Origin of the sequence: Rhodobacter ferrooxidans, from assembly GCF_000176015.1 — a bacterium.
Lineage (GTDB): Bacteria > Pseudomonadota > Alphaproteobacteria > Rhodobacterales > Rhodobacteraceae > Pseudorhodobacter_B > Pseudorhodobacter_B ferrooxidans.
On record NZ_ACYY01000002.1, the window covers coordinates 255,360 to 274,438 of the forward strand.

General features: G+C 65.9%; 23 protein-coding genes. 5 read left to right on the top strand and 18 right to left on the bottom strand.

Features of this window, described 5'->3' with window-relative positions; all coding sequences use genetic code 11:
• Positions 1–32: 32 nt before the first annotated feature.
• The 3 genes from RSW2DRAFT_RS02715 to RSW2DRAFT_RS02725 all read right to left on the bottom strand — a co-directional run bounded on the left by RSW2DRAFT_RS02715 (position 33) and on the right by RSW2DRAFT_RS02725 (position 2,726).
• Positions 33–1,808 carry an acyl-CoA dehydrogenase C-terminal domain-containing protein gene (locus tag RSW2DRAFT_RS02715; protein WP_008027805.1) on the bottom strand — a complete coding sequence of 592 codons (1,776 nt, stop codon included), beginning with the start codon at positions 1,806–1,808 and terminating at the stop codon, positions 33–35.
• Between the two features lie 25 nt (positions 1,809–1,833).
• Positions 1,834–2,229 (bottom strand): MerR family transcriptional regulator, encoded by a 396-nt coding sequence (locus RSW2DRAFT_RS02720; protein ID WP_008027807.1) that lies wholly within the window; start codon positions 2,227–2,229, stop codon positions 1,834–1,836.
• A 134-nt stretch (positions 2,230–2,363) separates the two neighbouring features.
• Positions 2,364–2,726: a MerR family transcriptional regulator gene (locus RSW2DRAFT_RS02725; RefSeq protein ID WP_008027808.1), complete on the bottom strand. Its 363-nt coding sequence runs from the start codon at positions 2,724–2,726 to the stop codon at positions 2,364–2,366.
• Between the two features lie 130 nt (positions 2,727–2,856).
• On the opposite strand from RSW2DRAFT_RS02725, the gene RSW2DRAFT_RS02730 reads away from it, so the two are divergent.
• Genes RSW2DRAFT_RS02730 through RSW2DRAFT_RS02740 form a run of 3 tightly spaced genes read left to right on the top strand, consistent with a single transcriptional unit; the run spans position 2,857 to position 5,103 of the window.
• Complete coding sequence (locus tag RSW2DRAFT_RS02730; RefSeq protein ID WP_008027810.1) at positions 2,857–3,288, top strand: PaaI family thioesterase; 432 nt, start codon at positions 2,857–2,859, stop codon at positions 3,286–3,288.
• Positions 3,285–3,809: a PaaI family thioesterase gene (locus RSW2DRAFT_RS02735; RefSeq protein WP_008027812.1), complete on the top strand. Its 525-nt coding sequence runs from the start codon at positions 3,285–3,287 to the stop codon at positions 3,807–3,809. Before RSW2DRAFT_RS02730 ends, RSW2DRAFT_RS02735 begins: the two co-directional genes overlap by 4 nt.
• Positions 3,802–5,103, top strand: a complete 1,302-nt coding sequence (locus RSW2DRAFT_RS02740; protein ID WP_008027815.1) for an MATE family efflux transporter — start codon at positions 3,802–3,804, stop codon at positions 5,101–5,103. The genes RSW2DRAFT_RS02735 and RSW2DRAFT_RS02740 overlap by 8 nt, the downstream gene beginning before the upstream one ends.
• A gap of 12 nt (positions 5,104–5,115) precedes the next feature.
• On the opposite strand, the gene RSW2DRAFT_RS02745 is transcribed toward RSW2DRAFT_RS02740, so the two are convergent.
• The 14 genes from RSW2DRAFT_RS02745 to RSW2DRAFT_RS02810 form a co-directional block, all read right to left on the bottom strand.
• Positions 5,116–5,928: a TIGR02186 family protein gene (locus RSW2DRAFT_RS02745; protein WP_008027816.1), complete on the bottom strand. Its 813-nt coding sequence runs from the start codon at positions 5,926–5,928 to the stop codon at positions 5,116–5,118.
• Positions 5,925–6,845, bottom strand: a complete 921-nt coding sequence (locus RSW2DRAFT_RS02750; RefSeq protein ID WP_008027819.1) for a sulfite exporter TauE/SafE family protein — start codon at positions 6,843–6,845, stop codon at positions 5,925–5,927. Before RSW2DRAFT_RS02750 ends, RSW2DRAFT_RS02745 begins: the two co-directional genes overlap by 4 nt.
• 102 nt (positions 6,846–6,947) lie before the next feature.
• Entirely contained in the window at positions 6,948–7,751 is an 804-nt protein-coding gene (locus RSW2DRAFT_RS02755) for a purine-nucleoside phosphorylase (RefSeq protein WP_008027821.1), read from the bottom strand.
• Positions 7,735–8,703 carry an ABC transporter permease gene (locus RSW2DRAFT_RS02760; RefSeq protein ID WP_008027823.1) on the bottom strand — a complete coding sequence of 323 codons (969 nt, stop codon included), beginning with the start codon at positions 8,701–8,703 and terminating at the stop codon, positions 7,735–7,737. The genes RSW2DRAFT_RS02755 and RSW2DRAFT_RS02760 overlap by 17 nt, the downstream gene beginning before the upstream one ends.
• A complete protein-coding gene (locus RSW2DRAFT_RS02765; protein WP_040671492.1) occupies positions 8,703–9,794 on the bottom strand; it encodes an ABC transporter permease in 1,092 nt (363 codons plus the stop codon). The genes RSW2DRAFT_RS02760 and RSW2DRAFT_RS02765 overlap by 1 nt, the downstream gene beginning before the upstream one ends.
• Positions 9,794–11,401, bottom strand: a complete 1,608-nt coding sequence (locus tag RSW2DRAFT_RS02770; RefSeq protein ID WP_008027827.1) for an ABC transporter ATP-binding protein — start codon at positions 11,399–11,401, stop codon at positions 9,794–9,796. The genes RSW2DRAFT_RS02765 and RSW2DRAFT_RS02770 overlap by 1 nt, the downstream gene beginning before the upstream one ends.
• 2 nt (positions 11,402–11,403) lie before the next feature.
• Positions 11,404–12,399: a BMP family lipoprotein gene (locus RSW2DRAFT_RS02775; RefSeq protein ID WP_008027829.1), complete on the bottom strand. Its 996-nt coding sequence runs from the start codon at positions 12,397–12,399 to the stop codon at positions 11,404–11,406.
• Positions 12,400–12,578: 179 nt separating this feature from the next.
• A complete protein-coding gene (gene rimI, locus RSW2DRAFT_RS02780) occupies positions 12,579–13,001 on the bottom strand; it encodes a ribosomal protein S18-alanine N-acetyltransferase (protein ID WP_008027831.1) in 423 nt (140 codons plus the stop codon).
• On the bottom strand, positions 12,998–13,633 hold the full coding sequence (gene tsaB / locus RSW2DRAFT_RS02785; protein ID WP_008027834.1) for a tRNA (adenosine(37)-N6)-threonylcarbamoyltransferase complex dimerization subunit type 1 TsaB: 636 nt from the start codon (positions 13,631–13,633) through the stop codon (positions 12,998–13,000). Before tsaB ends, rimI begins: the two co-directional genes overlap by 4 nt.
• Positions 13,623–14,183 carry a NifU family protein gene (locus tag RSW2DRAFT_RS02790; protein ID WP_008027836.1) on the bottom strand — a complete coding sequence of 187 codons (561 nt, stop codon included), beginning with the start codon at positions 14,181–14,183 and terminating at the stop codon, positions 13,623–13,625. Before RSW2DRAFT_RS02790 ends, tsaB begins: the two co-directional genes overlap by 11 nt.
• Positions 14,184–14,267: 84 nt before the next feature.
• Positions 14,268–14,414: a hypothetical protein gene (locus RSW2DRAFT_RS02795; protein WP_008027837.1), complete on the bottom strand. Its 147-nt coding sequence runs from the start codon at positions 14,412–14,414 to the stop codon at positions 14,268–14,270.
• Positions 14,415–14,522: 108 nt separating this feature from the next.
• Entirely contained in the window at positions 14,523–14,978 is a 456-nt protein-coding gene (locus RSW2DRAFT_RS02800; RefSeq protein ID WP_008027839.1) for a universal stress protein, read from the bottom strand.
• Positions 14,979–15,034: 56 nt separating this feature from the next.
• Positions 15,035–15,895, bottom strand: a complete 861-nt coding sequence (locus tag RSW2DRAFT_RS02805; protein WP_008027840.1) for a branched-chain amino acid aminotransferase — start codon at positions 15,893–15,895, stop codon at positions 15,035–15,037.
• Between the two features lie 255 nt (positions 15,896–16,150).
• Positions 16,151–17,803, bottom strand: a complete 1,653-nt coding sequence (locus RSW2DRAFT_RS02810) for a DUF6504 family protein (RefSeq protein ID WP_008027842.1) — start codon at positions 17,801–17,803, stop codon at positions 16,151–16,153.
• A gap of 162 nt (positions 17,804–17,965) precedes the next feature.
• Between RSW2DRAFT_RS02810 and RSW2DRAFT_RS02815 the strand changes: the two genes are divergently transcribed.
• Entirely contained in the window at positions 17,966–18,406 is a 441-nt protein-coding gene (locus RSW2DRAFT_RS02815) for a c-type cytochrome (protein WP_008027844.1), read from the top strand.
• A 39-nt stretch (positions 18,407–18,445) separates the two neighbouring features.
• On the opposite strand, the gene RSW2DRAFT_RS02820 is transcribed toward RSW2DRAFT_RS02815, so the two are convergent.
• Positions 18,446–18,745 carry an I78 family peptidase inhibitor gene (locus RSW2DRAFT_RS02820; RefSeq protein ID WP_008027845.1) on the bottom strand — a complete coding sequence of 100 codons (300 nt, stop codon included), beginning with the start codon at positions 18,743–18,745 and terminating at the stop codon, positions 18,446–18,448.
• An 87-nt stretch (positions 18,746–18,832) separates the two neighbouring features.
• On the opposite strand from RSW2DRAFT_RS02820, the gene RSW2DRAFT_RS02825 reads away from it, so the two are divergent.
• On the top strand, positions 18,833–19,079 hold a 247-nt coding region (locus RSW2DRAFT_RS02825), incomplete at its 3' end, for an alcohol dehydrogenase catalytic domain-containing protein (protein ID WP_008027848.1).

A 19,079-nucleotide genomic window follows, 5' to 3' on the forward strand; every position in this document is an offset into this window, starting at 1 on the left:
TCGTGGTGTTGCCGATGGGCGTGCAACCCAGACTAGAACGCTGCAGCCGGAAGCGCCATCACCGCCGCAGCGCCGGTCTCGATCCGCGCCAAATGCAGCGCAGTGGCGGGCAGGTGGCGGGACATGTAGTAGCGGCCCGTGGCGATCTTGGCTTCCAGAAATGCGGTATCGCCGCCTGCGTCCAGTGCGGCATAAGCGGCTTTCGCCATCCGCGCCCACATCAGGCCAAGGCAGGCATGTCCCATCATGTGCAGGAAATCGGTAGAACCGGAGAGGGCGGCATTGGGGTCTTTCGCCGCCGTTCCAAGAAAGTGCATCGCCGCGGCCTGCACGTCTTTCGACGCCTTTTTCAGCGGCAGCAGGAAGTCGGCCTTCAGCCGCGGGTCGCCGTCATTGTCCTTGATGAAGGCCTTCATCATGGCAAAGAACGCCATCACCGGCTTGCCGCCATCCAATGCCAGTTTGCGCCCCACCAGATCCAGCGCCTGCACGCCATTGGCGCCTTCGTAGATCATGGCGATGCGGGCGTCGCGGACGAACTGGCTCATGCCGTTGGCCTCGATATAGCCGTGGCCGCCCCAGACCTGCTGTGCCGCCACCGCCATCTCGAAGCCCTTGTCGGTCTGGAAGCCCTTGATTACCGGGGTCAGCAGCGAGATCATCGCCTCGGCCGCCGCGTCGCCCTGCCGCCGCGAGCGGTCGATCAGATGCGCCCCCCAAAGGGTGAAGGCCCGCGCGCCTTCGACGAAGCTTTTCTGGTCCATCAGGCTGCGGCGAATGTCGGGATGCACGATCAGCGGGTCGGCGGGGCCGGCGGGGTTGGCGTCGCCGGTGACAGCGCGGCCTTGCAGGCGTTCGCGGGCGTAGGCGACGGCGTTCTGAAAGGCGGCTTCGGCCACCGCATAGCCTTGCAGGCCGACGCCAAGCCGGGCCTCGTTCATCATGGTGAACATGGCGCGCATGCCCTTGTGCAGATCGCCCAGCAGAAAGCCGGTGGCGCCATCGTAGTTCATCACGCAGGTGGCCGAGCCGTGGATGCCCATCTTGTGTTCGACCTTGCCCGCCGTCACCTTGTTGCGTGCGCCAAGGCTGCCATCGGGGTTGACCAGAAACTTCGGCACGATGAACAGGCTGACGCCGCGGATGCCCGGCGCACCGCCCGGCGCACGGGCCAGCACCAGATGGATGATGTTTTCCGCCAGGTCATGCTCGCCGGCCGAGATGAAGATCTTGGTGCCGGTGATCGCATAGCTGCCGTCGGCCTGCGGTTCTGCCTTGGTGCGCATCAGGCCCAGATCGGTGCCGCATTGCGGCTCGGTCAGGTTCATCGTGCCGGTCCAGTCGCAACTGACCATCTTCGGCAGATAGGTGGCCTTCTGCGCCTCGGTGCCATGGGCGTGGATCGCTGAATAGGCGCCATGGGTCAGACCCTGATACATGTTGAACGCCATGTTGGCCGAGGAGAAGATTTCCGAAACCGCCGCCCCCATCAGATAGGGCAGGCCCTGGCCGCCATAATCGGGGTCGCAATCAAGCGAGGTCCAGCCACCCTCTTGCATCGCCTTGAACGCCGCCTTGAAGCCGGTGGGGGTGCGCACCACTCCGTTTTCCAGCACGCAGCCCTCGTGGTCGCCCACGGCGTTCAAAGGGGTCAGCAGGTCGGTGGCCACCTTGCCCGCTTCCTCGAACACCGCACCGGTAAAGCCCGCGTCAAGTTCGTGATAGCCGGGCACCTCGGATTGCGACACCTCCAGCAGGTTGTGCAGCACGAATTGCAGGTCTTTCACGGGGGCAGCATATACGGGCATCGGCGTCTCCGGTCAGGTGGGAATTCTATTCGGCGGCGGGTTGGCGAAAGCTGGCCAGCACCTCGGCGCCCCAGGCCAGTTGCTCTTTCAGGTCGGAAATCGCCACATCAAGCTCGGCGCGCTGGCGTTCCATCTGTGCCAGCCGTTCGCTAGCGATCTCGTAGGTGCGGCGCAACTGCGGCTCCTGGCTGCCGTCGCGGTCGTAAAGGTCCAGAAGCTGGCGCAGGTCTTCCAGCGAAAAGCCGAAACGCTTGCCGCGCAGGATCAGCGTCAGCCGCGCCCGGTCGCGCCGGGTGAACAGCCGCCGGGTGCCTTGGCGGACCGGAAAGATCAGTTCCTTGGATTCGTAAAACCGCAATGTGCGCGGGGTGACGTCGAAAGCGGCACACATCTCGCGGATGGTCATCAGGTCGGGTGTCATTGACATGCTCGCGCAGTGAATGGGGATAGGGGGTAAATGTGCGCCGAACCCCGGTGTTACCAGACCGGTTGACGTTGACGTAAACGTAACGTTACGTCAAAGCGCGCTTGACGTGATGTCAGCCGGGCAAGCGGTTACTGTGCGGCGGCGGTATCGCGCAGGGCGCGCAGATCGGTGATCGAGGCGTCAAGTTCGGCCCGCTGGCGTTCCAGTTCCGCCAGTTGCCGGTCGGCCAGCGCCACCATGGCGGCCATCTGCGCCTTGGTGCCCTTTTGCTGATAGATCAGCAGCCACTGGCGGATTTCCTCCAGCGAAAAGCCGAACCGCCGACCCCGCAGGATCAGCGTCATCCGCGCCACCTCACGCGCCCCATAAAACCGGGCGCGGCCGTCCTTTTCGGGCTGCAACAATTCGATGTATTCGTAATAGCGCAGGGTGCGCGGCGTCACATCGAACCGCGCGCACATGTCCTTGAAGCTGAGGCGGATATCGGCCATCGCCCTTCCTTTCGCGGCCAGCCTAAGGCCAAAGCATCCGGTTGCGCAATCGTTGTGCAAAGGCCGCAGGGGCCGGGGCTTGTGCTTGCGGGTGGTTCGGCGAATATGGCGCAGGTTGCAGGGGGCCGCGATGCGCGACACGTTGAAATTCGCCCGCCAGTTCATCGAGGCGCTGCCGCACAGTGCGGCGCTGGGCATGCAGTTGCAGAAGATCGGCAATGGCGTGGCCGTGGTCGATATGCCCTATGACAAGCGATTCGTCGGTGATCCGCTGACCGGGGTCATCCATGGCGGGGCGGTTTCGGCGCTGATGGATACCGCCTCGGGGGCGGCGGTGATGAGCCACCCTGCGGCCGGCGACAGCACCGCCACCATTGACCTGCGCATCGACTACATGCGCCCCGCAGCCCCCGGCCAGCGCATCTCGGCCCGGGCGGAATGTTACCACGTCACCCGGTCGGTGGCCTTCGTGCGGGTGGTCACCACCGACGACGACACCACCCGCCCGGTCGCCACTGCCACCGGCGCCTTCACCGTCGAACGCCGGAGGGCCGCCGAATGACCCGCGCCAAGCCCGAGCCGGTGCAGGTGATCAAGCAGCGCCGCGATACCGCGCTGCGCACGCTGGTGGAAGGCGTGCCCTATATCAGCTTTCTGGGGATAGGGTTCGACCGCCGCGGCGACGAGTTGACCGCGATCCTGCCGTTTGACGAAAAGCTGATTGGCAACCCGACGATCCCGGCGCTGCACGGCGGGGTGACGGCGGCGTTTCTGGAGGTGACGGCGATCATCGAACTGTCGTGGTCGCTGCTGTGGGAGAACATGGAGAAAGGCGCGCTGGACCCGCGGGCGCTGGACCCCGCGCATCTGCCACGCCTGCCCAAGACCATTGATTTCACAGTGGATTATCTGCGCGCAGGCCTGCCGCGCGACGCCTATGCAAGGGCGCGGGTCAACCGCTCGGGGCGGCGCTATGCGAGCGTGCATGTCGAGGCCTGGCAGGACAATCGCAGCCGCCTGTTCGCGCAGGCCACCGGGCATTTCCTGATGCCAACGGGCGACGGCATGGCCACGGATGGCTGAGGTCGGTCACACCCGCGTTCTGAAGATCGCGCTGCCCATTGTGCTTTCGAACGCCACCGTGCCGCTGTTGGGGGCGGTGGATACCGCCGTGGTCGGGCAGATGGGTCTGGCGGCCCCGATCGGCGCGGTGGGGCTGGGGGCGATCGTGCTGGCCTCGGTCTACTGGATCTTCGGCTTTCTGCGCATGGGCACCTCGGGGCTGGCGGCGCAGGCGCTGGGGGCGGGGGACCGGGTGGAATTGCGGGCGATTCTGCTGCGGGCGCTGGCCATTGGTGCTGCGGCGGGATGCGTGTTCGTGGCGTTGCAAGCACCGCTGGTCTGGGCCGCCTTCGCGCTGGCCCCGGCCAGTGCCGAGGTGGAGGGGCTGGCGCGGCAATATCTTGCCATCCGCATCTGGGGGGCGCCTGCCACCATAGCGCTTTACGCCGTGACCGGCTGGCTGATCGCGCAGGAGCGCACCCGCGCGGTGCTGCTGTTGCAACTGTGGATGAACGGGCTGAACATCGCGCTGGACCTGTGGTTCGTGCTGGGCCTTGGCTGGGGCGTGCCGGGGGTGGCCGCCGCGACGCTGATTGCCGAATGGACCGGGCTTGGCTTCGGTCTGTGGCTTTGCCGCAGCGCCTTTGGCCCGGGGCTGGCGGCGGTCTGGGCGCGGATGCGGGATGCGCGGGCGCTGCGGCGGATGGCCTCGGTCAACACCGACATCATGCTGCGATCCGTGCTGTTGCAGGGCAGTTTCACCGCCTTCCTGTTCCTTGGCGCGGGCTTTGGTGACGTGACGCTGGCCGCCAACCAGGTGCTGATGCAGTTTCTGGAGATCACCGCCTATGCGCTGGACGGCTTTGCCTTTGCCGCCGAGGCGCTGGTGGGGCAGGCGGTGGGCGCGCGCTCGGTCGCGGCGGTGCGGCAGGCGGCGCGGATTTCCGGGTTATGGGGGCTTGGCGGGGCGGCACTGCTGGCGCTGGCCTTTGCCTTGTTCGGCCCACAGATCATCGACCTGATGACCACTGCCCCGGATGTGCGCACGGTGGCGCGGGCGCATCTTTGGTGGCTGGTTGCGGCGCCGCTGATCGGGGTCGCCAGCTGGATGTTCGACGGCATCTTCATCGGCGCCACCCGCACCCGGGCGATGCTGGCCTGCATGGCCATTTCGGTCGCGGCCTATGCGGTGGCGCTGCTGGTGCTGCTGCCCTTTGGCAACCACGGGCTATGGGCGGCGCTGATGGTGCTGAACGCCACGCGCGGCATCAGCATGGCACTGGCCTACCCGGCGGTTGAACGGGCGGCGGCCTAGCTGCGGTGTTGGCTACAGCCGGAACAGCCGGAACACCGCCGAGGCCGCCCAGCCCGAAACCGCTGCCAGCGCCAGCGCAATCAGGCCATACAGCAGCGGCTGTCGGGTGGCCATGCGATAGACAGTTCGTTCCAGCCCTTCCTTGCGCACCCGGATGGTGCGTTTCAGCGTATCGACCACGGCGCCATCGCGGGTCAGGAAAATCCGCACCTGATAGTTGCCTTCGGTCAGGTTGGCCGGCAGTTCGATATCGGCGCGGAACAGTGTGTCCTCCGCCAGTCCGACACCGGTGTCGCGCACCATGAACCTGCCTTCGCCGGTGCGGATGCGCATAAGCGCCTCGACGAACTGTGGCGCGCTTTCGGCTTCGGCGCTGATGCCGACGGCGCGGATCGCTTGCGGCAGCGAGATATTGTAGCGCAGGTCATCGGTCTGCGCCAGAATCTGGCTCAGCGGGCCGGTGCTGGCCACGGCATAGAAGCTGGGCGCACTGTCGATCCGCACCTCGGCCGAGTTCAGCCAGATGCCAAAGCGGTGGTCCTTGCGGCGCACGATCTGGGTTTGTGGCGGGCCTTCGACGGTGATGATCACCTGTAACGGCGGGCCTTCGGGCACCTTGGTTTCGCGTTTGACAGCGCCGTAGATCAGAATTTCCGAGCCGCCGAAATTGGTGGTGATCGACACCCGGCTGTGGCTGAGGCCGGCGACGATGGTTTCGGTCGCAGTCTGTTCAGGTCGGGGCTGTTCCGGTCGGGTCTGTTCCGGTCCGGTTTGGGCGGCCACAGGCAGCGCCATCAGCATCAGAAGGGCCAGCGCGCGGATCATGGCAACCTGCCCGCGGTGATCGAGAAAAGCTCGGCTGGCATCAGCAACAAATCCAGCGCCACCCGGATGCAGACGGCCAGCACCAGCAGCGCCAGCAGCACGCGCAACTGCTCGGCCTTCAGCCGCACGCCGACGCGGGCGCCAAGCTGTGCCCCGATCACTCCGCCAAAGATCAGCAGCGCCGCCAGAACGATGTCCACCGTGTGGTTGGTGACAGCCTGCATCAGCGTGGTGAAGGCGGTCACGAAAATGATCTGGAACAGCGAGGTGCCGATCACCACCTTGGTCGGCATCCCCAGAAGGTAGATCATCGCCGGCACCATGATGAAGCCGCCGCCCACCCCCATGATCGCCGACAGAAAGCCCACCACCGCCCCCACCGCCAACGGTGGCAAAACCGAGATGAACAGCCCCGAGGTGCGGAATTTCACTTTCAGCGGCAGACCATGCACCCAGGTGTGGGTATGGGCGCGCGCCACCGGGGCTCGGCCGCCACGGGTGCGCAGCAGAGTCCCCAGGCTTTCCTTCAGCATCAACGCGCCGACGATGCCAAGGAACAGCACATAGCTCAGCTGCACGAACACGTCGATCTGCCCGGCCTTGGTCAGCAGCGCAAACACCCAGATGCCGAAGGCCGACCCCAGCATGCCGCCCGCCAGCAGCACGACTCCCATGCGGAAATCCACCGCCTTGCGTCGCAACTGCGCCAGCACCCCCGAAACCGACGACGCCACCACCTGATTGGCGCCGGTGGCCACCGCCACGGCCGGCGGGATGCCGATGAAGAACAGCAGGGGCGTGATCAGAAAGCCGCCGCCAACCCCGAACATGCCCGACAGAAAGCCCACGACTCCGCCAATGCCCAACAGCAGGTAGGCATTCACGGAAACCTCGGCGATGGGTAGGAAGATCTGCATGGGCGAAGCCGGAAAGAAATGCTGCGGGTTGAAAAAACAGGCGCTGGGAAAAGTCTTGCGCGTTGCGGGTTGGCTTGTCAAACCCCGGTGCGGCTCACGGCGTCATCGCAGACATCGCAGGAATTCGCGCAACAGTTTTTCCAGCTTGGCCGCCCCCAGCGGTGCCATCGCCTTGGTGTGCTCGTGGCTGATGCTTTCGCTCGACAGCCCGGCCGCCATGTTGGTGATGGTCGAGATCGCCGCGACTTTCAGGCCGAAAAACCGCGCCAGGATCACCTCGGGCACCGTGGACATGCCGACCGCATCGCCGCCAAGGATGCCGATGGCGCGAATTTCGGCCGGGGTTTCGAAACTGGGGCCGGAATACCAGGCATAGACCCCCTCGGGCAGCGCCACGCCGACGCGACCCGCCGCCGCCCGCAGCGCTGCCCGCAGGTCGGGATCATGCGCGGCGGTCATCGGTACGAAACGGGCATCGGTCTTTTCGCCAATCAGCGGGTTCAGGCCGGAAAAGTTGATATGGTCCGCCAGCAGCATCAGATCGCCGGGGCGGATGTCGGGGCGCAGGGAGCCGGCGGCATTGGTGGCGATCAGCGCCTCGGCCCCCAGGGCCTTCAGCACCTCCAGCGGCAGGCGCATCGCCGCAGGGTTGCCGTTTTCATAGTAATGCTCGCGGGCACCGAACACCGCCACCCGCACGCCCTCCAGATCGCCGATCACCAGGTTCGGGTTGTGGCCCGAAACGCCGACATGCGGAAACCCGGGCAGATCGGCATAGGGAATCGCCACCCCCTGCACCGCCCCCGCCAGATGCCCCAGCCCCGATCCAAGGATCAGCCCCAGCCGCACTGGCGCATCGCCCGCGCGGGCGCGGATCAGGGCGGCAAGCTCAGCGCTCTTTGACATAAGGCTCGCCTCCGGCTCGCGGCGGGATGGCCTTGCCGACGAACCCGGCCAGCACCACCACGGTCAGGATATAGGGCAGCGCATCCAGCAGCGGGATCGGCACGGCGAAACCGAAAATATTCTCGATCACGTCGGGCCGCAGCGCCAAGGCCTGCAGGAAGCCGAACAGCATGGTGGCGTAAAGTGCCTGCCATGGCCGCCATTTGGCAAAGATCAGCGCGGCCAGCGCGATATAGCCGCGCCCTGCCGTCATCTCGCGACCAAACCCGGCTTGCAAGCCGGTGGCCATGTAGGCCCCGGCCAGCCCGCACAGCAGCCCGGCAATCCCCACCGCAGCATAACGCAGCCGCACCACCGAAACCCCGGCGGTATCGACCGAGGCCGGGTTTTCCCCCACCGCCCGCAGCCGCAGCCCGAACCGGGTGCGATACAAAAGCCACCACGTCACCGGCACCGCCAGCAGCGCCACATAGACCAGCGCCGAATGGCCCGAGACCACTTCCGCATAGAACGGCCCCAGCACCGGCACGCCCCGCAGGCTTTCGGCAAACGGCAGGTCGATGGCGTTGAACCGCGCGTTCCCGGTCAGCGCCGGGGTGCGGCCACCCTGATGGAACAGATCCTGCGCCACCAGAACGGTAATGCCCGAGGCCACAAAGTTCAGCGCCACGCCGGAAATCAACTGGTTGCCGCGGAAGGTGATCGAGGCCAGCCCGTGCACCACCGCAAACATCATCGACCCGGCGATCCCGGCCAAGAGCCCGATCCACACCGACCCCGACAGCGCCGCCACTGCCCCCGAACACATCGCGGCCATCAGCATCTTGCCTTCCAGCCCGATGTCGAAAATGCCGGATCGTTCGGAAAACAGGCCCGCCAGACAGGCAAGCAGCAACGGCGTTCCCAGCCGCAGCGTGCTGTCCAGGATTTGCAGCAGGGTTGCGTAATCCATCAGGCGGCCTCCGCCTTGCGGGGGCGGAATACCAGCCCCAGCATCATCCGCACCATCTGATCCAGCGCGCCGGTGAACAGGATCACCAGGCCCTGAACCACGATGCGCAACTCGATCGGGATCGAGGTCCACAGGCCGATTTCCGCGCCGCCCTGATACAGGAACCCGAACAGCAGCGCCGCCAGAAACACCCCGAACGGATGGTTGCGCCCCATCAGCGCCACCGCGATGCCGATGAAACCCGCCCCTTCGGACGAGTTCTGCAACAACCGCTCGCTTTCGCCCATCACGTTGTTGATCGACATCAACCCCGCCAGCGCGCCCGAGATCAGCATGGCCACCATCGTCACCTTGAAGGGTGATATCCCGGCATAGCGCGCCGCCTTGTCGGATTTGCCGAAGGCGCGGATCTGATAGCCCATGCGGGTGCGCCACAGCAGCACCCAGACCAGCCAGCAGGCCAGCAGGGCGATGAACAGCGTGACGTTGGCGGGCACCTGCTTGGTGAAGATCAGGCTGAAGCCCGGCAATTCATGCAGCGTCGGCAGGTTGGAACCGGGCGGAAAATGCGCCGAGGCCGGGTCCATCTGGCCCTTGGGGCGCAGCACGTTGACCAGCATGTAGACGATCAGCGCCGCACCGATGTAGTTGAACATGATGGTGGTGATGACGATATGACTGCCGCGCCGCACCTGCAGATAGGCCGGTATCGCCGCCCAGGCCGCCCCGAACAGCGCCGCCCCCAGCATCGCCGCAGGCAGGGCCAGCGTCCAGTGTGGCCATGGCACCGCCAGGCAGACCAGCGCCACCCCCAGCCCGCCCAGTTGCGCCTGCCCCTCGCCGCCGATGTTGAACAGGCCGGCATGGAAAGCCACGATCACCGACAGCCCGGTGAAGATGAAACTGGTGGTGTAATAGAGCGTGTAACCCCAGGCGTAGGGCGTGCCCAAAGCACCCGTCACCATGGTGGTCAGCGCCTCCATTGGGCTGGCCCCGATCGCCAGCAGCGTCAGCGCCGAGATGCCCGCCGCCAGCAAAAGGCTGATCAGCGGCACCAGCACCACGTCGGCCCATCTTGGCAATCTGTCCATCATGCGGCCCCTTTGGTTGGGGCGGCACTTGCCTCGCCCATGCCCGCCATCAGCAGGCCAAGCTCGCGTTCGTTGGTGGTCGCCGGATCACGCTCGCCCATGATGCGGCCATCAAACATCACGGCAATGCGGTCTGCGATGCTCATGATCTCGTCCAGCTCGACCGAGACCAGCAGGATCGCCTTGCCGGCATCGCGCAGGGCGATGATCTGCTTGTGGATGAATTCGATGGCACCGATATCTACGCCGCGGGTGGGCTGGCCGATCAGCAACAGGTCGGGATTGCGCTCCATCTCGCGCGCCACCACGATCTTCTGCTGGTTGCCGCCGGAAAAGTTCTTGGCAGCCAGCGTCGCAATCGGCGGCCGGATGTCATAGGTCGCCATCTTCTTGTCGGTGTCGGCGCGCAGGGCGTCGTTGTCCATCAGCAGCCAGTTCTTCTGGTATTCCGGGGCGTTGTGATAGCCGAAGGCCATGTTTTCCCAGGCGGTGAAATCCATGATCAGGCCAAGGCTTTGCCGATCCTCGGGCACATGGGCGATGCCCTGGGCGCGGCGGCTCTGGCCATCCGAATGGCGCCCTGTCAGGTCCAGCTCGACCCCGTTGACCCGGATCTTGCCGGTGCCATTGGCAAAACCGCCCAGCACCGCCAGCAGTTCGGATTGGCCATTGCCCGCCACCCCGGCGATGCCCAGAATTTCACCGGCGCGGATTTGCAGGCTGATGCCGCGCAGGCGTTCCACCTTGTGCTCGTCGCGCACGGCCAGGTTTTCCACCTCCAGAACCACCTTGCCGGGGTTGGCGGGGCCTTTGGGTACATGCATCAAGACCTTGCGGCCCACCATCAGTTCGGCCAGATCCTCGGGGCTGGTTTCGGCGGTCTTGACCGTCGCCACCATGGTGCCGCGCCGCATGACGCTGACATTGTCGGTGATCTCCATGATCTCGCGCAGCTTGTGGGTGATCATGACGATGGTCTTGCCCTGATCCTTCAGCCCCTGCAGGATGCGGAACAGATGGTCGGCCTCGTCGGGCGTCAGCACGCCGGTCGGCTCGTCCAGGATCAGGATATCGGCGTGGCGGTAAAGGGCCTTCAGGATCTCGACCCGCTGCTGCAGGCCCACCGACAGATCCTGCACCAGCGCGTCAGGGTCCACGTCAAGCTCGTATTCCGCGGCAAGTTCGGCCAGCACCTTGCGCGCCTTGGCCAGCGACGGCGCCAGCAGCCTGCCTTCTTCGGCACCCAGAATGACGTTTTCCAGCACCGTGAAATTCTGCACCAGCTTGAAATGCTGGAACACCATGCCGATGCCGGCGCGGATGGCGCTCTGGCTGTCGGGGATGGTGGTCAGTTTGCCGCCAATGAAAATCTCGCCCTTGTCGGCTTTGTAAAAGCCGTAAAGGATTGACATCAGGGTGGATTTTCCGGCGCCGTTTTCACCGATGATGCCGTGGATGGTGCCGCGCGCCACAAGGATGTCGATATCCTTGTTGGCCTGCACCGAGCCGAAGGCCTTCGAGATGCCGCGCAGCTCGATGGCTGGCGGCACATCGCCGGAAGGTGGGGCGGCAGTTGCCCGCCGCCCCGTTTCGGTATCAACCGACATGCTCAGAACGTCGCTGCCGGGCAGGTGTCGTCGCTCATGTAGTCATGCACCACCAGTTCGCCCGACTTGATCTTGGCGGCGGCGGCATCCACCGCGGCCTTCATTTCCGGGGTGATCAGGGCGGCGTTGTTTTCGTCCAGCGCGTAGCCGACGCCTTCGTTGGCCAGACCAAGCACGTTGATGCCGGGGGTCATGTCGGCCCCTTCCATGAAGGCGCTGTAAACCGCGACATCGACGCGCTTCAGCATCGAGGTCAGCACCTGGCCGGGATGCAGGTAGTTCTGGTTGGCATCGACGCCGATCGACAGGATGCCCTCATCCGCCGCGGCTTGCAGCACGCCCAGACCGGTCGAACCGGCGGCGGCATAGATCACGTCGGCGCCTTGCGCCTTTTGCGACTTGGCCAGCTCGCCACCCTTCACCGGGTCGTTCCACGCGGCTGGCGTGGTGCCGGTCATGTTCAAGATGACCTTGGCCGCCGGGTTGGCCGCCACGACACCCTGCGCATAGCCGCAGCCGAACTTGCGGATCAGCGGAATGTCCATGCCGCCGACAAAGCCGACCGTGCCGGTTTTCGAGGCCATGCCGGCCAGCAGACCGACCAGATACGAGCCCTCATGCTCCGAGAACACCACCGATTTCACGTTCGGCTGATCAACCACCATGTCGATGATGGCAAACTTGGTGTCGGGGAAGTCGGGGGCCACCTGGTTCAGCACGTCACCAAAGGCAAAGCCGGTCATCACCACCGGGTTGGCACCCGATTCCGCCAGCCGCCGCAGCGCCTGTTCGCGCTGGGCTTCGGACTGCATTTCAAGTTCCTTGAAGGTGCCGCCGGTTTCCTTGGCCCAGAGCGTCGCGCCATTGAAGGCCGATTCGTTGAAGGATTTGTCGAACTTGCCGCCCAGATCGTAGATGATCGCCGGATCGGCCAGCGCCATGCCGGAGGTCAGCGCCAGCGTTGCCGCCGCGCCGAGCAGGTGTTTCGTGAGGGTCATGGAAGTCTCCCGGTTATTGTTTGTTGCGACGCCCGATCAGCGGTCCAGACTCAGCGGACCAAACGTCGGACGTATCGTAGCCGATTTAGGGCGGGTTTGGCTTGGCCGGTCAATAGATATTTGCGCAAGGCGCGGCAGGGGTTTGATCTTTCGATCAAATCGCCTGCACTGTTCGCTGTTCAGGCTGTGGCGGGCAGCCGGCAACGCAGCACCAGCGCATCAATGGCCCGGCCCTCGGGCGAGGTGTAATACCCCCGCCGGCGCCCAACTGCGGTAAAGCCCGCGGCGTGATAAAGGCCAAGGGCGGCGCGATTGTCGGCGGCCACTTCCAGAAAGGCCGTTTCGGCCCCCCGCGCGGTGGATTGTGCCAGAAATTCCGCCAGCAAGGCAGCAGCGATGCCCTGCCTGCGGGCTTCGGGGGCTACGGCAAGGGTCAAAAGCTCCGCCTCGTCCGCAATCACCCGCCCCAGCAGAAAGCCGCCGGGCTGGTGGCACAGGAAACAGGCGGGGTCGGCCAGAAACCCGGAGAATTCCGCCACGGTCCAGGGCCGAGGCATGGTGAAAACCCGCAAGTGCAGCAAGGCCAGATCGGACGGTGTCACGGCAGCATCACCGGCGGCGGGTCAGAGGAAGGGGCGGCATCGGCGGGGCGCAGGTAGAACGGCGCCGGGCGCGGTTGTGTGGCCCCCAGCCGCTGCGCCGCAAGCCGGGCAATCGCCTCGGCCAGCGGCAAGGGTTGCGCCAGCACTTGCGCGCCTGCCACCGCAGCGGCACCCGAGCCGACCAGTGGCATTGTCAGCCCTTCGGCCAGATCGGCCAGCAGTCCTACATGCGCCGGACCGGCGTCAGGGGCAAACGCCTGCACAAAGGCCTCGCCGCGCCGGGCATCCTCCACCACCGCCACGGGCCGCGGCAGACCGAAAGCCGCCGCCTCGAACCGGGTGATGCCGATGGCGGGCACTTTCAGCGCCAGCGCCAGCCCGCGCGCTGCGGAAACCGCAATGCGCACGCCGGTGAAATTGCCGGGACCAGTGCCGACGCCGATGGCGGCCAGGTCACGCCAACCGATGCCACCCTGGGCCAGCAGTTCGGCCAGCAGCGGCATCAGCCGTTCGGCCTGCCCCTTCTCCATGGGTTCAAGCGCCTCGGCCACCAGCCGGTCGCCGCACAGCAAAGCGGCCGCGCAATGCGCGGCCGATGTGTCGAACCCCAGAATCCATGGCTCAGGCGGCAACAGACCGCACCTCAAGCACTTCGGGAATATAGTGCCGCAACAGGTTCTCGATCCCCATCTTCAGCGTCAGTGTCGAAGACGGGCAGCCGGCGCAGGCCCCCTGCATGTGCAGATAGACGACGCCGCGGTCAAAACCGTGAAAGGTGATGTCGCCACCATCCTGCGCCACGGCAGGCCGCACCCGGCTGTCCAGCAACTCCTTGATCTGCCGCACGATATCGGAATCCGGCCCGTCATGGTCGGCGTGACCCGAGGCCGCCTGCTCGCCCTCGATCACCGGCGCACCCGACTGGAAATGCTCCATGATCGCGCCCAGGATGCCGGGCTTGATATGGTCCCAGGCGGCGGTGTCGGTCTTGGTGACGGTGACGAAATCCGTGCCGAAAAATACCGAAGCCACACCGCCCGCCGCGAAGATCCGCTGCGCCAGCGGCGATTTCCCCGCAGCCTCGGCACTGGGAAAATCGGCGGTGCCAAGCTCCAGCACGGTCTGGCCGGGCAGGAATTTCAGCGTCGCCGGGTTGGGCGTGGATTCGGTCTGGATGAACATGTGGCTTCTCCAACTGTTATAGTCGGATATGCGCCGCCAGCGCCGACAAGTCAAGGTTTGGAACGGTTCTAAACCGATCTTCGGCTATTCCGGGCTGTAATAGCCATACATCTGGTCCAGCGCGGTGATCAGACGCAGACTGTGATCGCTGCTTGGCTCGACGCGGAAGTAGGCGACAGCATCATCCAGCGCCGGAGTGGGCTTCTTGACGTAGCGAAGTTTGCGGGCCATTGCACGCTCCTCTGGTTCGCCTCCCACGGCATGATGCACGTGCAGCATGACTTCCGTCATTCAATTGCTGCAAGTGCGAAATGCGCCTGGCGCAAACCTGACGTGGCGTCAGGTGATGCTTTCCAGCCGTTCCTTCGACATGTCGCCCGGCACGATTGTGATTGGGATCGGCAGGCTGCCCGAGTTGCGACTCATCTGTGTCACCAGCGGGCCGGGGCCGGATTTGTCGGTGCCGGCACCCAGCACCAGCACGCCGATGCTGGGATCATCGCGCACCTGCGCCAAAATCTCGGTGGTCGGGTCGCCCTCGCGGATCACCAGTTCGGGGTTGATGCCGTTCTTGTCGCGCATCCATTTGGCGAAGACCTCGAAATGCGCCTCGATCCGCTCGCGGGCTTCGGCGCGCATCAGGTCAGCGACGCCCAGCCAGTGCTGGTATTCCTCGGGCGGCACCACCGACAGGATCTGCACCCCGGCGCCGGTGCGGGCAGCTCGCAAGGCCGCGAACCGCATCGCGTTCAGACATTCGCGGCTGTCATCCAGCACGACCAGAAACTTGCGCATGATATTTCCCCCAACAAGCCCCCAGCATCGCCGATCCGCCCCCCGGCTGGCAAGCCCTAGGCGGAGTGCGCCCAGTCGCGGTAAAGCTGCCAGGCGCGCTTTGCCACCGGGCCGTGCTGGTAATGCGTGCCGTCAAAATTGCCGACCGGCGTGACCTTGGCGAAGTTGCCCGACAGGAACACCTCGTCGGCGGCGTGGAAATCGTCGAAACTGAGCACCGCCTCGCGCACCTCGATGCCGTCAGCGCGCAGGTTGGCGATGTGGCGCGCCCGTGTGATGCCCGACAGGAAGGTGCCGTTGGCGATGGGCGTGAAGGCCACGCCGTCCTTGACCATGAAGACGTTGGCGGTAGCGGTTTCGGCGACGTTGCCCATGGCGTCGGCCACCAGCGCGTTGCCAAATCCCTTGGCCTTGGCTTCAACCAGCATCCTTGCGTTGTTGGGGTAAAGGCAGCCCGCCTTGGCGTTGCAGACATTGTTCTCCAGCACCGGGCGGCGAAAGCGGGTGCGGGTCAGGCTGGTCATCGCCAGCGGATCAGGCATCGGCACTTCTTCCAGGCACAGCGCAAAGCCGGTGGAATTCGCCTTGGGCGCGATGCCGAGTTCCGAGCCGTCCAGCGCCCAATACATCGGCCGGATATAGACCGCTTGCTTGTCGGAATAGGCGCGCAAGCCCTCGCGCGCGATGGCGACCATTTCGGCGGCATCGACAGTGGGGGTGATCATCAAGGCCTCGGCCGAGCGGTTGACCCGGGCGCAGTGCTTGTCCAGATCGGGCGACACCCCATCGAACCAGCGCGCACCGTCGAACACCGACGAGCCTTGCCAGATGCCGTGATCGGCGGCGCGCATCACCGCCACGTCGCCCTCGTGCCAACGCCCCTCGAAGAAAGTGCGGATATTCTTGCCGAATGCCATGTCTGTAACCCCTGCGATTCGGCGCCACTTAAGCACCGGCAGGCGGCGGGGTCCAGCCACAGGCTCATCGCGCACCCTGCGGGCGCTCTTCGCATTCTCCTTTGCTCAAGTATCCCCGCCGGAGGCTCTGGCGATTGGGCCGGGTGCCTCCGGCGGGGATATTTTTGCAGAGAAGATGCGTGATACCCCCGGTCATCCGCACCGCGTCAGCGCCGGGCACGGTGGCTCGATGCCACCGGGGTCGGCTGCCCCGTTTCAGGCAAAACTGCCGTGGCAGAACCAGCCGGCCGACACCGCTGCGCCATGGGCAAAGTAAAGCCACAGCCGCTCGCCGCTGCCCGTATCGACTCGAAAGTAATCCCGCGGGCCGGATCGCCAGTCGGGGTCGTCGAACCACCATTCGGGCGCGATGCGTTCGGGGCCGGCGGCGCGGTGCACCACCATGTCGCGTCTGCGCCAGCGGAATGTGGCGGGCAGGTGGGGTTCCTCGGGGGCGATGACGGGCTCGGGCGGGAACAGGATCAAGGGCCGGGGGGCGCGCGGCTCGGGCCAGGGGTCGGTGGTGGGGGCAGACCAGGCGGCGGCCAGCACCAGCGCCGATTTCTCGGGGATATGGCTTTCGGCGGGGTGCAGCCGGGTCACCGCCTCCATCCCCAGCCGCACCCCCAACTTGCCCAACAGATCGTCAAGGGCATCGCCATCCTGCGCCGCGCCGCGCGGCTGCGGGTCCATCGCACCGCGGTGCTGGCGCGGCGTCAGCGGCTCGGTCTCGGACGCCTCCAGCCGCAGGCAGTCGATGCCGAAGCCCGCGTCGATCTGATCGAGCTTCAGCGCCAGCAGCGGCCGGATGCGGGCAGGGTCGTCGGCGGGGCGCGCCAGACCCACTTCGATCATCTGAACCGCGCCATCGACGCGAAAGGCCTGCAGCCGCACCCGCCGCGCACCGCGGGCGCGGTCGTGCAGCTTGGCGCACAGCACCGGCAACAACCGGTCCACTGCCGCCTGCACATCGGCCAGCAGGCCGATCGGGTCGGGAAAGGTCAGCCGCACCGCGAAATGCAACGGCGCACGGGCCGGGGCGACCGGTTCCGGCTCCAGCCCCAGCGCCTGATCCAGCCGCCGCAGCGTGTCGGTGCCAAAGCGCCGGGCCAGGGCGGCACGCGGCAGGCCCATGATATCCTCGACCCGGCGCAGGCCCAGCCGCGCCAGCCCGGTCACGGTTTCGCCCGGCAGCCGCAGCGCCGCCATCGGCAAGGGTGCCAGCGCCTGCCGCATCTGCCCGGGGGCGGCAATCACCCCCTGCGGCAGCGCCGGGGTTGCCAGCGCCGGCACCGCCCCGCCGCGTTCCCAGCCGCGCCGCCTGGACGCGCGCGAGCGGGTGGCACGGGCCTCCTGCGCAATCGCGTCACCATTGCGACCCGGCACCACGTCCTTTCCCGCAAACCGCGCCAGCGCCCAGGCCGCCCCCGGCGTATCGGCCACCCCGGCCCGCAGGCTCAGGCCAAGGGCGGCGCAATCGGCCTCCACCTCCGCCAGCAGCGCCGCCTCGCCGCCGAACAGATGCGCGCAGCCGGTAAGGTCGATCACCAGCGACGCCGGGGGTTCTTCGGCCACCCAAGGCGAGAACTTGCCCGCCCAGCGCCGCAGCACCGTCAGAAACGCCGCATCGCGCAACGGGTCGGCGGCGCGGGTGATCAGGCCGGGGCACATCGCCGTAGCATCGCGCAACGGCTGGCCCAGCCGCAGCCCCGCCGCCTCGGCCGACCCGTTCAGCGAGGCCAGCACCTGCGCCCCGCCCTGATCGGCCACCACGGCAAAGGCCAGCGGCAGCACGTCGCCGCGTTGCCGCAGCAGCCGTTCCGCCGCCAGCCGTGGAAACCACAGCGAGAGAATCCGTCGATGTGCCATCATGTTCTCTTTTCGTTCACAATAGCGCGGCATGACGGACCGAGTCGAGGCCCTGAAAAGGATGACATTCGCGTGATCCCCCTTAGGGCGAGTGATCCTGTCACTTTCGCCATCTCAAACCGCGGCTATAGTTTTCAGACCAGAAAAACCGGGAGGACTACCATGAAATTTGCCACCAAAGCCCTTGTCGCAGGCCTGATTCTGGCGGGCGGCGTTGCCGTTGCCAAGGAAGGCGTGCAGGATCCGACCGTGAAGGCGCGGATGGATCTGATGGGCGTGCAATCGCACAGCGTGAAGATCCTGATGGAGTTTGCCCAGGAAAAGAACGCCTTCGATGCCGCCGCCGCCGAGGCCGCGCGCGCCGACCTGCTGGCTTCGGCCAAGGACATTGCGGCGAAGTTCGAGCCGCAGGCCACCGACCCGGTGACCGACGCACTGCCGGAAATCTGGACCCAGTGGGATGATTTCGTGGCGAAATCGAACGATCTGGTCAAGGCCGCCGAGGCCGTCGATACCACCACGCTGGCCGGGGTGCAGGCAGGGATGATGGCGGTGGGCGGTGCCTGCAAGGAATGTCATTCCACCTATCGCGTCAAACGCTGAACGCAGCGCGGTCCCCTGAACCCGGGGGCCGCGACCTGATCAGCCGCAGGCGACGCGGATGATCCTTTCCGCTGAATCAATCTCGATGTTCAGCCGGTCGGGGCTGTAATCCATCGTCACCGCCATGCCGGGGCGGATGATGCGGGTGGGTTTGGCAAAGCGCATGGTTTGCAGCACCGAAGCCGGTTGGCCGACCAGCCCTTGCAGATCGGCAGCCCCACAATTCGGGCTCATGTCGGGCATGGGCGGCGGCGCTTCCACGACGCAACCGGCGGTCAGCAAGGCCACCGTCATCGCCAGAAACGGCGCCCGAAATCCTGTCATCGACATGCCGGTCATGGCGGTTCTCCTTGTCGCTCCAGAGGTTGCCAAGGCCCGCGATTTCGCGCAACCTGCGGCAAAATAACACTTCGGGAGGAAATCGTCATGCGCACCCGCGCCGCCGTTGCTGTCGCTGCCGGACAACCGTTGCAGGTGATGGAGGTCAATCTGGAAGGCCCGAAGGCGGGCGAGGTTCTGGTGGAAATCCGCGCCACCGGCATCTGCCATACCGACGAATTCACCCTGTCGGGCGCTGATCCCGAAGGGCTGTTTCCGGCCATCCTCGGCCACGAAGGTGCGGGCGTGGTGCTGGAGGTCGGCCCGGGTGTGACCAGCCTGAAACCCGGCGATC